At 39.4% G+C, this 13,124-nt stretch carries 11 protein-coding genes; all 11 read left to right on the top strand.

Translation table 11 applies throughout. The features are described 5' to 3' along the window. Positions 1-137: 137 nt before the first annotated feature. Complete coding sequence (locus ACFO3O_RS09800) at positions 138-899, top strand: Rossmann-like and DUF2520 domain-containing protein (RefSeq protein WP_379978425.1); 762 nt, start codon at positions 138-140, stop codon at positions 897-899. Next, the gene (locus tag ACFO3O_RS09795) at positions 883-1,410 is read left to right on the top strand and encodes a KdsC family phosphatase (RefSeq protein ID WP_379978424.1); all 528 of its coding nucleotides are present in this window, start codon (positions 883-885) and stop codon (positions 1,408-1,410) included. The genes ACFO3O_RS09800 and ACFO3O_RS09795 overlap by 17 nt, the downstream gene beginning before the upstream one ends. Before the next feature lie 179 nt (positions 1,411-1,589). Continuing rightward, entirely contained in the window at positions 1,590-2,120 is a 531-nt protein-coding gene (locus ACFO3O_RS09790) for a hypothetical protein (protein WP_379978423.1), read from the top strand. A 341-nt stretch (positions 2,121-2,461) separates the two neighbouring features. Beyond that, the gene (locus tag ACFO3O_RS09785) at positions 2,462-4,168 is read left to right on the top strand and encodes a hypothetical protein (protein ID WP_379978422.1); all 1,707 of its coding nucleotides are present in this window, start codon (positions 2,462-2,464) and stop codon (positions 4,166-4,168) included. Positions 4,169-4,292: 124 nt separating this feature from the next. Further along, positions 4,293-5,213, top strand: a complete 921-nt coding sequence (locus ACFO3O_RS09780; protein WP_379978421.1) for a geranylgeranylglycerol-phosphate geranylgeranyltransferase — start codon at positions 4,293-4,295, stop codon at positions 5,211-5,213. Beyond that, complete coding sequence (locus tag ACFO3O_RS09775) at positions 5,203-5,790, top strand: Maf-like protein (RefSeq protein ID WP_379978420.1); 588 nt, start codon at positions 5,203-5,205, stop codon at positions 5,788-5,790. Before ACFO3O_RS09780 ends, ACFO3O_RS09775 begins: the two co-directional genes overlap by 11 nt. Before the next feature lie 31 nt (positions 5,791-5,821). After that, positions 5,822-6,781 (top strand): septum formation inhibitor Maf, encoded by a 960-nt coding sequence (locus ACFO3O_RS09770; RefSeq protein ID WP_379978419.1) that lies wholly within the window; start codon positions 5,822-5,824, stop codon positions 6,779-6,781. Between the two features lie 452 nt (positions 6,782-7,233). After that, positions 7,234-9,765: a PIG-L family deacetylase gene (locus ACFO3O_RS09765; RefSeq protein ID WP_379978418.1), complete on the top strand. Its 2,532-nt coding sequence runs from the start codon at positions 7,234-7,236 to the stop codon at positions 9,763-9,765. Positions 9,766-9,878: 113 nt separating this feature from the next. Continuing rightward, positions 9,879-11,579 carry a sodium:solute symporter family protein gene (locus ACFO3O_RS09760; protein ID WP_379978417.1) on the top strand — a complete coding sequence of 567 codons (1,701 nt, stop codon included), beginning with the start codon at positions 9,879-9,881 and terminating at the stop codon, positions 11,577-11,579. Then, the gene (locus tag ACFO3O_RS09755) at positions 11,572-12,543 is read left to right on the top strand and encodes a Gfo/Idh/MocA family protein (RefSeq protein WP_379978416.1); all 972 of its coding nucleotides are present in this window, start codon (positions 11,572-11,574) and stop codon (positions 12,541-12,543) included. Before ACFO3O_RS09760 ends, ACFO3O_RS09755 begins: the two co-directional genes overlap by 8 nt. Positions 12,544-12,614: 71 nt before the next feature. Next, positions 12,615-13,097 (top strand): hypothetical protein, encoded by a 483-nt coding sequence (locus ACFO3O_RS09750; RefSeq protein WP_379978415.1) that lies wholly within the window; start codon positions 12,615-12,617, stop codon positions 13,095-13,097. Positions 13,098-13,124 lie beyond the last annotated feature (27 nt).

Raw genomic sequence — 13,124 nt, 5'->3', positions numbered from 1 at the left:
ATATTCGTTAAGAAATTACCCCTTATTCAAGATCGCAGTATCTTACCTATGGTTCCAAAAGCTACTTTTTAAATAAGTATAATAACATCCTGATAAGACCCGCATAAAAGACGCCAAAAAGCGTTATTTTTACCCTGATGATAACGATCAATTTAATCGGAACTGGAAACGTAGCCTGGCACTTGGCAGACCACTTTGCAAAAGTTAGTGGATGCGAGCTTCAGCAAATCGCTGGGCGCTCCAAAGAGAAGCTCCAAGATTTTGCTCCTTTTACCAAAAACCTTGTTACAATCAGCGAACTCCGCCCAGCCAATATCACCATCATTGCCGTATCAGATAAAGCCATAGCAGCGGTAGCCTCACAAATACCTTATAAGCATAGTTTGGTTGTACATACCGCAGGAAGTATGGACATGGGAATACTGCCGCAAGATCGTAAAGGCGTCTTTTATCCGTTGCAAAGTTTTTCAAAAAACGATCAAGTTGATTTTACTAAGATTCCTATTTGTATAGAAGCTTCTCACGAAGAGGATCTTCAACAATTACAAAAGTTAGCAACACGCATCACTACTAAAATCCATCATCTAGATAGTTCGCAACGCAAGCAAGCGCATCTCGCCGCTGTATTTGTCAATAATTTCACAAATCATTGCTATACCATTGCAGAGGAGATATGCAATACCGAGAATATTCCGTTTGAATTGTTACATGCATTACTAGAAAAAACAGCACAAAAAGCAGTAGCGCATGCACCTAGTGATGTTCAAACAGGCCCTGCTAAACGTAACGATACCACTGTTATCAATGAGCATCTGGACATGCTTAAAAAAGAAAATTACAAATCAATATATAAAACACTTACCGCCTCTATTATTACACATTATGGAAAAAAGCTATAAAGAATACCTTCATCAAATCACCACCTTTGTTTTTGACGTAGACGGCGTCCTTACCGATGGCACGCTAAAAATCACCACCGACGGACAAATGCATCGCGAGATGAATACAAAAGACGGCTATGCCTTAAAAACGGCACTGAATGAAGGGTTTCACATGTGTATTATCTCTGGAGGAACCGACGAAGGTGTACGTCATCGCCTGCAAGCACTTGGCGTTAAAAATGTGTATTTGGGAGCGCATCAAAAAATGACGCAGCTCAAAGCATATATTAATGAGCATAACATCCAAACAGAAAATATCTTGTACATGGGTGACGACCTTCCTGATTATCCTGTGATGAAAATGGTCGGACTCCCCACTTGTCCGCAGGATGCAGTGAAAGAAATTAAAGAAATCTCCAAATACATCTCGCATAAAAATGGTGGTAAAGGCTGTGTTCGTGATGTGATTGAGCAAGTCCTTAAAGTACAAGGCAAATGGATGCGGGAGTTTGATGCGGGGAGTCATTAAGCACGATTAAAGTCGCAGAGCTAGCCTTTTTTACCATAACCCACCTAAAATTGGTCAACTATAGCTAGGAATGCATAGAAACGGTACATCTAAATTCTTTTTTCTATATTTCATTATCTTACAAGAAACGTAACAAAAAGCCTATATATCGTACATATAACTAAAGACACCATCCAACCATGACATTAGAAATCATCATCTTTATACTTTCCATTCTTTTTGGAATTGCATTATACTGGAGAGAATCCAAAAGCAATGCAATTTATAGATTCATCAATAAGCTCACACACAATGATGAGCTCCAAATGAAACCCGACAATCGCAAAGGGTTTATACACTTACAGCCCTTTTTAATGCGGCTCGTATATGTGAGTTTATTATTTATCATTGCTGCTGTTATCCTTCAATATGCGACACCCATTCAAGCGTTTGTACAATATTTTGTTTCGGCGATTGTAGGCACTATGGTTGGAACCTATATCGCTTCGGCGTTTTTGTTTGCACGAAATAGCACCAAGAAAGAAACCATTGAAAAAGTATTTGATAAAGGAAAAGAAATGGTACACGAATTTACCGAAGATGTAAAAGAAACCTTTGAATCTAAAGAACAACCTGCTCCAGAAACCAAAGAAACCCCAAAAAACACCGCTGAAGAAACTCCTAAAAAAAGCGCGAGAGATCGCTTTAAGGATAAAGGGATGATAAAATAAATTGGAGATTGGTGATTTTTAATTAACGACAATGAGATACCCGCCAGAGTTTATCCTTAGCGATAGTCGAAGGGCGGGTATGAAATGGGAGATGATTGAGTGGTTTTCGCTTTCGCGAAAAAGTATACCGAAAATACCGATTGTTGAAGTAAAAACTAAGAGGTAAGAGTTTCCCCTTTAGAAAGAGGGGATTAAGGGGTGTGTTAGCGCTGAGTGAACTTTAATTTAAAACAGAATAAGTCCGCTTTCGCGAAAGCGAGAACAATAATTCAAAAAACATGAGATATCCGCCTTCGCGGATATGATATAAAATATCGCTAGCGCGGGTAAAACAAACAACCATGATAAAATCATACTGGCAAAAAGGAGGCAAACAAAAACGGATTGTGATCATCAGTGCAGTCGTGTTAATCTTACTATTATTCTTCCTAAGAGATGACTATCAACCCGCATTATTGTTTGTCCGCAAGTATGTGTTTATCATTCTAATCAGTCTCCTGTTTTTGTGGTGGATTCTTAGAAAATTTCGCGCAAGCGCACACACGGGAAAACGTGTTTTATATCTCGTTGGGATTGCTGCCTTTTTTGGTATCTTATGGTTTGCAGGTTGGAAAACAGGATTGTACCAATACATGCAAACCTATAATGTCTACAAAAATCTAAATCTCGTCGAGATTCACGAACTTCCACTCACTCAAAACGAACGGATTCAACCATACAATAATATTGTCACGATGGCCTATGAGTCTATTGGAGAAACCCAAGAGGTATCGCCTCCACAATTAGTGCGAATTGATACAGTGAATCAGTGGACGATGGCGGTGCAACCTGCAAAGGAATATATGTTCCAACGAATGAATGACAACACAGAAGAGCTTTTTACCGTAGAAAGCACCTCCCCTTTCCCTCGTTTTGCCGATAAAAACAGGGTTCCTGTGACCTTCTCCATTGGAGAATCACTAGCCTTTAGTCGAAATACGTATAATGCCGTGGTGCAACGTTTTAATTTCTTTCAATTATTTACATTAGAACCTAGCCAAGTGTATTATATGAAAAACGACGAAGGCAAATGGGTACAAGTCGTCAACCTCATTAAATGGAAGGGTTTCTTTTTTCCATACCCATCTTACGGTGGGGTGATGATTATTGAAGCTGGAGAACACACCGCTGCTGATTATATAGAGCGTATTACCATCGGAAAAGGAACTTATGTATCGCCCGAGGAAACGCAAAATTATCCATTTTTAACCAAGCAAAATACACTGAGTGAAAAAGTATCTCGATTACAAGCGAAATCGCTTCAGTTTTTAGGTGGCTTTACAGATCCGTTACCATGGAATATGGAAACAGCTGTAAAAATACCAGATCTCAAAGATGATGAAAATCAGCAGCCTTTTGTCACTGATTTTAATTGGAGTGGTATTGAAACACAAGCTTACAGTGGCTTGTATCATTGGTTTGGATTAGAACCTATCGGAGAAGAACGTACAAGCCTGTCTTTTAGTGTATTAATTCCTGGAGACGGAACCGACAAATTATATTACTATAACCATGCGGCCAAAAAAGAAGGACTTGCAGGGGTTTCTGCCATGCCCCTTAAGGTGGTTGAGTCTCGCAAAGAATATGATTGGTCTGTAAATAAACCCGTCGAATTTAGACCGTTTGTCAAACACATAGGCGGACGTAAACGCATGTTTGTGATTAGTACCATCGCTGCCAAACGGGATGACAGTAAAAAATTTGATGGGGCAGCCACACCCGATCTTGCGTTAATTGATGTAGAGTATCGCGATGTGATTTGGGTCGATGCCAAACACCCATCCCAATGGGAAGAAACCATCTTACGACAATTAGGCGAAACATGGAAAACTTCAGAAGGATTGACAGATGAAGACCTTTATCCTAATAAAAATGATATAGATATGGAAGGGATGAGGGATTTGACAACCATCATAGAAGCCACTCAAAACACCATTAAAGATACAACAAGCACCAGAATAGATACGATCATTACTGAAATAAAGGAGGTTGTACAGGATTCTTTATAGGTCATTATAGAAGTCAACTAATGAGCTAATTACAACTTACTGACGTTAAAAACTCACAAGTTTTTTTATACTCTAGTTAATTTCCCTTACTTTGTTATTTATACACCACACAGACCTAACTTAAGTGAAGTATTTACGTCTCATCCGTTTTCCTAATTTGATAATGGTTATTGCCACGCAATGTATCATCTTGTATGCCTTTTTTAAACCTTTTGATATTGACGTAACATTAAGTCGACTAGGGTTTATTTTTTTAGTCATAGCGACAGTGTGTATCGCTGCTGGAGGGTACATCATAAATGATATTATTGATGTCACCGCAGACAAAATCAATAAACCAAAAAAAAGAACTGTCGGCGTTTCAATTGACGAAAAGCAAGCTAAACTTCTCTATTACTTATTTACATTTATAGGAATTGGTTTTGGTTTTATATTATGTGCGGTTCACAAAAAACCCTTCTACTTTCTTATTTTCGCAGGGTCTGCATTTGCGTTATACATGTACTCTAGGTTTTTAAGGAAAATTGCCTTGGTTGGGAATTTACTCGTTAGCCTAACCGTAGCTTTAACCATCATAACGGTTGGTATTTTTGAGTTATTTCCAGCTGAAACTGTCATCATCGATGAGTTTAAAATGTTCTTGCTAGATATCATCATAGATTTTTCTATTGCTGCATTTTTGATTAATCTCATTCGAGAAATTGTAAAAGATGTAGAAGATATCCAAGGAGATCATGTGGCAAGGTATAGGACATTACCCATAGTCCTTGGTGCAAAACGAACCGCTCGGGTTGCCTCGGTACTTAGTTTACTCACCATGACCCTTATTTCTTGGTATACCTTTACATTTTTATATGAAGACAAACTTACTGTAGGCATCTTATTTTTTGGAGTGATCGCACCGCTGGGATATGTAGCCACCCAATTATGGGAAGCCGATAAGAAAAGTCAGTTTTCAAGATTATCTATCGTCTTAAAGATCATTATGTTTATAGGTATTATCTCCATTCCATTCATATCACACGCCATCGAAAATGCTATCTAACCGATTACAGCATAAACAGATCATTCTTGCTTCTGGATCCCCTCGTAGACAACTCTTTTTTAAAGAACTTGGAGTAGAGTTTACGATCCAACTCAAACCCATTGACGAAGTATTTCCCGACCATTATAAAGGAGCGGAAATCACAGATTATCTCGCCCAAGCAAAAGCGGCTGCTTTTAATAACCTTAAAGAGAATGATATCCTCATAACCAGTGACACCATCGTTTGGTTTCAAGATAAAGCCCTCAATAAACCCGAAGATCGAGACCATGCATTTGACATGATTTCAAGTCTTTCTGGAAACACACATCAAGTCATTACCAGTGTATGTTTTACAACGCCTGAAAAACAAATCACCATACACGATACCACCCAAGTTACCTTTAAACCCCTTACTACAGAAGAAATCAATTATTACATAGATAACTTCCAGCCATACGATAAAGCCGGCGGTTACGGGATACAAGAATGGTTTGGCTACATTGCTGTCACCCGACTAGAAGGTTCCTATTTTAATGTGATGGGATTGCCCACACATAAAGTATATGAAACGTTAATGCAACTTGCCAACTCTTGAATTTTTAGTAATTTTAACTAAAATTCAAGCTATGTCATTCCGAATAAAAAAAATCAAACTCAAAAGTACATCACTCCTTTTAATGATTGCTGTGGCAATCACTACAATTATTGCTAGTTGTAAAGAACCAATAAAAGCTACAGAAAACGCAGGAATGACCACTGCCAATAGTACACTAGAGATCACTAAGAAAAGAAACATCTCACAAGAATTTAAAGACTATTGGTATGCTGGAAAAGCAGAAATTTCTTCCTACAAACTAGAGCAAGCACGCTATGGTGAAATGCGCGATGGTACCGCAGCGCTTATTTTTGTCACCGAAGATTTCCTGCCAGAAATACAAGTAAAAGCCGACCGTCAAAACGAAGCAAACATTCCCGTTTTAAAAGTAAACATGACAAAAAACTTCAACACAGGTATCTATCCCTATTCGGTCATGACGAGTACATTTTATCCCGTATTTGAAGAAAAACATGCCATCAAAGTATCACAAAGCATGCAAGAATGGTGCGGTCACCAATACGCGCAAATCAATAACCGTGGTCAGTATGAAGTGAAATCTCACTCCTATTTTGAAGGAGAAGCCGATCAAAACTTTACCCTCGCAAAAGACGTGCTCGAAAACGAATTATGGACGCAACTCCGCATAGATCCTAAAGCCCTTCCAACAGGAAACTTTAATGCCATTCCTGACTTTTCGTTTACACGTATGAAACACATTCCACTCAAAGCCTATCAAGCAAAAGGTACGTTAACGGCTACATCGTACACGCTAGAATACCCAGAAATAGCACGGACACTAGTGATCAATTTTTCAGAAGCCTTTCCCTATACCATCGAAAGTTGGGAAGATACGTATGTAGATGGCTACGGAGCCAATGGCAAAGCACTTACCACCAAAGCTATCCGCATCAAAACTATCAAAAGCGCGTATTGGTCTAAAAACAGTAATGCAGATGCTGGTTTACGCACAGAACTTGGATTGGAATGAATTGAATAAGGCACGAGATTGGAAGTACGAGGTTGGAAGTACCAGCGACGAATTCTGAAGTGTGAAGTATGAAGTGTGAAGTGTGAAGTGTGAAGTGTGAAGTGTGAAGTAAATATCGAATAAAAAATATCGAATGATGAAGTGACAAAAGGTGATTGAGTGATTTTCGCTTTTCGCGAAAATCGTATCGAAATTACCGCTTAATTATCCAATGCTCCCCTCCGTCTGTATGTCGTACCTCCATATATCCACCTCCCCTCGATGAGGTGAAGAGCTAAGATTTAGGTAATTAGTAGCTTTTCTTTTAGTTGTTCACTTTCACAGTCTTATATTTTAAAATAGCCAACAGCTAAGAGCTACCGACCAAAAGTTAAAAGTTAAAGAAACTCTAAAGGATTCCTGCACGCATCCATTTTGGTTATATTTGAAAATACTCAATACACCAAAACACAATGCGTACTATTACTTTTGTAGCTACACTACTTATTTGTTCGCTTTGCGCGAAAATCAACGCACAAGGAATCACTGTACAACCCAAGAAACCAACATCCTCAGAGATCTTTGAAGGAATTAAAAAACTCAACTTTTTAGGATCAGTTTTATATGTTGCCGCACATCCAGATGATGAGAACACCACAGCTATTTCTTATTTTGCAAACACCGTAAAAGCTCGTACTGCCTATCTTTCGCTTACACGCGGTGATGGAGGGCAGAATATCATAGGTCCAGAACTCCGCGAACTCCTCGGTGTGATTCGTACGCAAGAACTTCTGGCTGCGCGTGCTACTGATGGAGGTGAACAGCGTTTTACAAGAGCCAATGATTTTGGCTACTCAAAACATCCCGATGAGACCCTTGCGATTTGGAATAAAGATGAAGTCTTAAGCGATGTCGTTTGGGCGATGCGAACCTTCAAACCTGATGTGATCATCAACCGTTTCGACCACAGATCCCCAGGTTCCACACATGGGCATCATACTTCAAGCGCGATGCTAAGTGTCGAAGCTTTCGATCTTGTGAATGACCCAACCAAATATCCCGATCAATTGCAATATACAGAGACATGGCAACCGCAACGCCAATTTTTCAATACTAGCTGGTGGTTTTATGGGAGTCAGGACGCTTTCGCGAAAGCGGACAAATCCAATCTCGTCAAAGTAGATGTAGGCACCTATTACCCTGCTTACGGAATGTCAAATACCGAAATCTCTTCGCTGAGTCGGAGTCAACATAAATCACAAGGATTTGGAAATACAGGATCCCGCGGAAGCAATGAAACGTATTTTGAATTATTACGCGGCATCATGCCCACCAACAATGATGTTTTCCAAGGCATAGATACTACTTGGGGACGTGTCAAAGGAAGTTCTACAGTCGCTGCACTCTTACAAGCTGTCGAAAAAAACTTTGACCACGCACATCCAGAAAAAAGTGTTCCCAAACTTGCACAAGCCTACGCAGCACTTCAAAAACTAGACGATCAGCACTGGAAAACGATAAAAAGTAAAGAAATTAAAGACCTCATCGCTGCCTGTACTGGATTGTATTTGGAAGCCGTTGCCAACACGCAAACCGCCACCATAGGTGAAGAAGTCACTTTAAAACTGGAAGCTATTAACAGAACTGATGTTGCTATGACACTGAATAGCATTGCAGTACCTTCTCAAAAAAGTAAGCTACTAGGAGAAATGTTACTCAATAATAACAGATATCAAGGAGAAGAAAAAGTCACCATATCTAATGCCTTTGCCGCTACCAATGCGTATTGGTTAGAAAACCCAGGTACCCTCGGAATGTATCGCGTAGATGACCGCCGACTCATCGGAAAACCGGAGACTCCAAGAACAAACGTAGTTACATTTGAAATTATGATTGAAGGGATTCCTTTCAATTTTGACAAAGCGATCGTTTATAAATACAATGACCGTGTTAAAGGCGAAGTATATGAACCTTTTGAAATCGTTCCAGAAGCCTCTACGAGTATTAAGGATAAAGTACTCATTTTTGCTAATGCAGACACCAAACAAATTCCTGTAACTGTTACAGCACATAAAAATGAACTTTCAGGTACGCTACAATTACACATCCCAAAAGGTTGGAAAGTCTCACCTCAGAGTGCTCCTATAAACATTGCGACCAAAGGACAACAAGAAACTGTTTCTTTTACGGTGACGCCACCTGCCAATCAAGATGAAGGCGTGATTACGCCAAAAATCACAATCGGCTCGACCACCTATGATAAAGAATTGGTGAAAATTGATTACAGCCATATCCCCTTACAATCCTTATTTCTTCCTGCACAAGCAAAAGTCGTCCGATTGGATATAGAACGTAGAGGGGATTATATAGGCTACATCCAAGGGGCTGGCGATGCGGTACCTCAAAACCTAGAGCAAATAGGCTATCAAGTGGCCATTATCAAACCAGAAGAAATTACCAAAGAACGATTAGCACAGTTTGATGCCGTGGTTGTGGGTATTCGAGCATACAATGTCGTTGACGAATTACAAAGCAAACAACCTACCCTTCTAGAATATGTAAAAGAAGGAGGTACTTTGATTGCACAATACAACACAAGTGGCCGTTGGGGCAATACCAAAATTGGAGCGCCCTATCCTATGAAACTCTCTCGTGATCGTGTAACAGATGAGTACAGTGATGTAAAAATCCTTGCCGAAGATCATCCGCTCATGAATTTCCCAAATAAGATTACCCAAAAAGATTTTGAAGGCTGGACCCAAGAACGTGGGCTTTATTTCCCTAACGAGTGGTCTAGTGAATATACTCCTATTCTATCCATGCAAGACAAAGGAGAAACGGCTAAAGAAGGAAGCTTACTTGTTGCGCCTTACGGGGAAGGGCATTATATCTATACAGGATTGAGTTTCTTTAGAGAACTTCCAGCAGGCGTTTCTGGTGCCTATCGCCTATTCTCAAATATGCTATCAATAGGAAAAGAAACACCCAAAAAAGTAAAAGGATAACACGATGGATAAAGAACCTAAATATGTTTGGAAAAAATCGTACACCCTTGTATTACTAGCCAACGTGATCTATTTTATATTATTCTATTTTTTAATGAGACAATACGTTTAATATGGAAATTATTGATTGGATTGTTCTTGGCGCTACTCTTGTTTTTATAGTGCTTTATGGTGTTTACAAAACACAGGGAAGTAAAAATGTAGAAGACTATATACGCGGAGGGAACACCTCCAAATGGTGGACCGTAGGACTCTCTGTCATGGCAACTCAAGCGAGTGCGATCACCTTCTTATCGACGACAGGACAAGGATTTTATAGCGGAATGGGATTTGTCCAATTTTATTTTGGCCTTCCCCTTGCCATGGTCATTATCTGTCTGGTGTTTATTCCTATTTATCATCGGCTTAAAGTTTTTACCGCCTATGAGTATTTAGAAAGCAGGTTTGATCTTAAAACCAGATCGCTTGCTGCTATTCTATTTTTAACACAACGAAGCCTAGCCGCAGGAATCACGATTTATGCGCCTGCCATTATCTTATCGGCAGTATTAGGTTGGAATCTAACTATGCTCAATATTGTCATTGGAATCGTTGTTATTATTTATACCGTTTCTGGAGGAACCAAAGCAGTAAGTGTCACCCAAAAACAACAAATGGGGGTTATCTTTATTGGGATGTTCATTGCCTTCTTTTTAATTATAGATTATCTCCCAGAAGAGGTTTCTTTCTCAGACGCACTAAGCATTGCAGGAGCAGGAGATAAAATGGAATTACTCGATTTCTCTTTTGATTTTGATAATCGGTACACCGTATGGAGTGGTATTATAGGAGGTACCTTTTTAATGCTTTCCTATTTTGGAACCGATCAGAGTCAAGTACAACGTTATTTGTCTGGAAAGAATATTCGTGAGATGCAGCTTGGGCTTATTTTTAATGGTGTCCTAAAAATCCCTATGCAATTCTTTATCCTGTTAGTGGGTGTTATGGTATTTGTTTTTTATCAGTTCAATGCAACGCCTTTAAACTTTAACCCAGCAGCTACAGAAGCCGTATATGCCTCTGAATATGCTGATGAGTACAAAGCCATCGAAAAACGATTAGAAAGAAATCACAAATATCAAAAAGGTGCTGCCTATAATTTTGCAAAAGATCCTGCAAATGATCGGTTTATAGAAAACGGAGAGGAATACTCGTATATAGAAAAATTTGAAGATGTTGATAAAAACCTCCGATCAGAGGCCAAAGAACTCATTAAAAAAGCCAGTGATACAGTAGAAAGTAACGATAAAGATTATGTCTTTATCCACTTTATCTTAAACAACCTCCCTAAAGGACTAATCGGATTATTATTGGCCGTGATTCTCTCAGCGGCAATGTCATCTACGGCTTCAGAACTCAATGCCCTTGGAGCTACCACGGCTATCGATTTATACAAGCGAAATGTAAAAGACGAAAAAGACGAGCAGCATTATGTAAATGCGACCAAATTATTTACGTTGGGATGGGGTGTACTCGCCATTATTGTCGCCTGTACCGCTAGTCTTTTTGAAAACCTGATTCAGTTGGTCAACATCATAGGATCTATTTTTTACGGAAACATCCTAGGCATCTTCTTGCTCGCATTTTTCATTAAATATGTTCGCAGTAATGCTGTTTTTATCGCTGCATTAATCACACAAGCGATTGTGCTTGTAGGTTATTTTAGTGATTGGATGCCCTATTTATGGCTCAACCTCTTTGGTTGTGCTTTGGTGATGCTAATTGCAACAGGAATAGAAACCTTTTTTAGACTTAACACCTCAGAAAATGCATAATACGAATTGGGCTATTTTGGGATGTGGGAGTATTGCCCACAAATTTGCAGAAGATGTCCTAGCGACAGAAGGTGCAGTACTTTATGCCGTAGGGAGTCGGTCGCAAGAAAAGGCAGAAAACTTTAGACAGCACCACAACGCTCAAAAGGCTTATGGAACCTATGAAGCATTGGTCAAAGACCCTAACGTAGACATCGTATACATCGCAACGCCGCATACCTTTCACAAGGAGGTCACATTGCTTTGCTTAGCGCATAAAAAAGCGGTTTTATGTGAGAAGCCTTTTGCCATGAATCAAGAAGAGGTGGAGGAAATGATCGCTTTCGCGAAAGCGGAAAACACCTTCCTCATGGAGGCATTATGGACCTATTTTGTGCCACATTATCAATTTGCCCTACAAACGGCACATTCAGGCGAATTAGGAGCGATTAATAGTTTGAAAGCCGATTTTGGGATTGATGTCCCCAAAAATCCATCGCATCGATTGTACAATAAAAACTTAGGAGGCGGAAGCCTTTTGGACGTAGGCATCTACCCCCTATTTGCCGCGCTAACAATGTTAGGAATTCCAGAAACCATCGAAGCTAAAGCAACCCTAGACACCAATGGAATCGACCTCAACTGTGACATGGAACTCACCTATGCAAATCAGGTAAAAGCACACTTATTCTCTGCCATCGATACACAAACAGATACGACCTGCCGTATCGAATTGGAAAAAGGAACGATCCTGATCAACAGCCGTTTTCATGATCCTACCAACGTTACCATCACCAAAAACGGCATCACAGAAACCCTTGACTTTCCAGTCTCGGTACACGGGTATCATTACGAGATTGTACATTGTCAAGAAATGCTCGCGCAAGGCAAAACAGAAAGCGATATCATGACGTTTGAAAAAAGTCTACAACTGATCTCTCTACTTGATCAAGTGCGTAAGAAGATTGGATTAACCTATGATTAAATACTAGGAGGCTAAGCGTATCGTGTTTTACCGATTATCTTTGAAATGCTAGAATTCTATATCTTTAAAAGATGAAAGAAGTAAAATACAAAGAGACACAAACTATGTATTGGTTTGTTTCACTATTCGTGCTTATTACTGCATTTATAGTGCTTGCTACCTATTTCAAATGGGGCAATAGACCTATTGTTTCTTGGCTATATGCTATTCCGCTAGTGATTATTAATTGCCTACCTATAGTGGCTTTCTACAATATGACCATTACTATTAACACAGAAGTAGCAAGCGTCACATTTGGCATCGGACTTATTAAAAGACAAATTCCTGTAGACGATCTTGATCTCAGTACGGCAGAAATTGTACACTTACCTTGGTATGCAGGGATAGGTTATAGAATAAGTCGCAAAGGAACCTTCTTTAACACAAAACCTGGTCCTGCCCTACTGATCAAAACAAAAAATAGAAATACAGAGTTTTTTGTAGGCTCCAAACACGGTAAAAAAATCATTGCTATTTTAGAAGACATTCAAAAACAAGCAAACTTAAAAGCATAAAAAAACACCTTCTTTCAAAGGTGTTTT

Source organism: Dokdonia ponticola, from assembly GCF_042653865.1.
GTDB classification, from domain to species: Bacteria; Bacteroidota; Bacteroidia; order Flavobacteriales; family Flavobacteriaceae; genus Dokdonia; species Dokdonia ponticola.
This window is presented reverse-complemented; position numbering and strand designations above follow the sequence as displayed.

Coding starts and splice junctions, on each gene's coding strand:
- ACFO3O_RS09800 (WP_379978425.1), top strand. CDS start 138: ATGATAACGATCAATTTAATCGGAACTGGAAACGTAGCCTGGCACTTG.
- ACFO3O_RS09795 (WP_379978424.1), top strand. CDS start 883: ATGGAAAAAAGCTATAAAGAATACCTTCATCAAATCACCACCTTTGTT.
- ACFO3O_RS09790 (WP_379978423.1), top strand. CDS start 1,590: ATGACATTAGAAATCATCATCTTTATACTTTCCATTCTTTTTGGAATT.
- ACFO3O_RS09785 (WP_379978422.1), top strand. CDS start 2,462: ATGATAAAATCATACTGGCAAAAAGGAGGCAAACAAAAACGGATTGTG.
- ACFO3O_RS09775 (WP_379978420.1), top strand. CDS start 5,203: ATGCTATCTAACCGATTACAGCATAAACAGATCATTCTTGCTTCTGGA.
- ACFO3O_RS09770 (WP_379978419.1), top strand. CDS start 5,822: ATGTCATTCCGAATAAAAAAAATCAAACTCAAAAGTACATCACTCCTT.
- ACFO3O_RS09765 (WP_379978418.1), top strand. CDS start 7,234: ATGCGTACTATTACTTTTGTAGCTACACTACTTATTTGTTCGCTTTGC.
- ACFO3O_RS09760 (WP_379978417.1), top strand. CDS start 9,879: ATGGAAATTATTGATTGGATTGTTCTTGGCGCTACTCTTGTTTTTATA.
- ACFO3O_RS09755 (WP_379978416.1), top strand. CDS start 11,572: ATGCATAATACGAATTGGGCTATTTTGGGATGTGGGAGTATTGCCCAC.
- ACFO3O_RS09750 (WP_379978415.1), top strand. CDS start 12,615: ATGAAAGAAGTAAAATACAAAGAGACACAAACTATGTATTGGTTTGTT.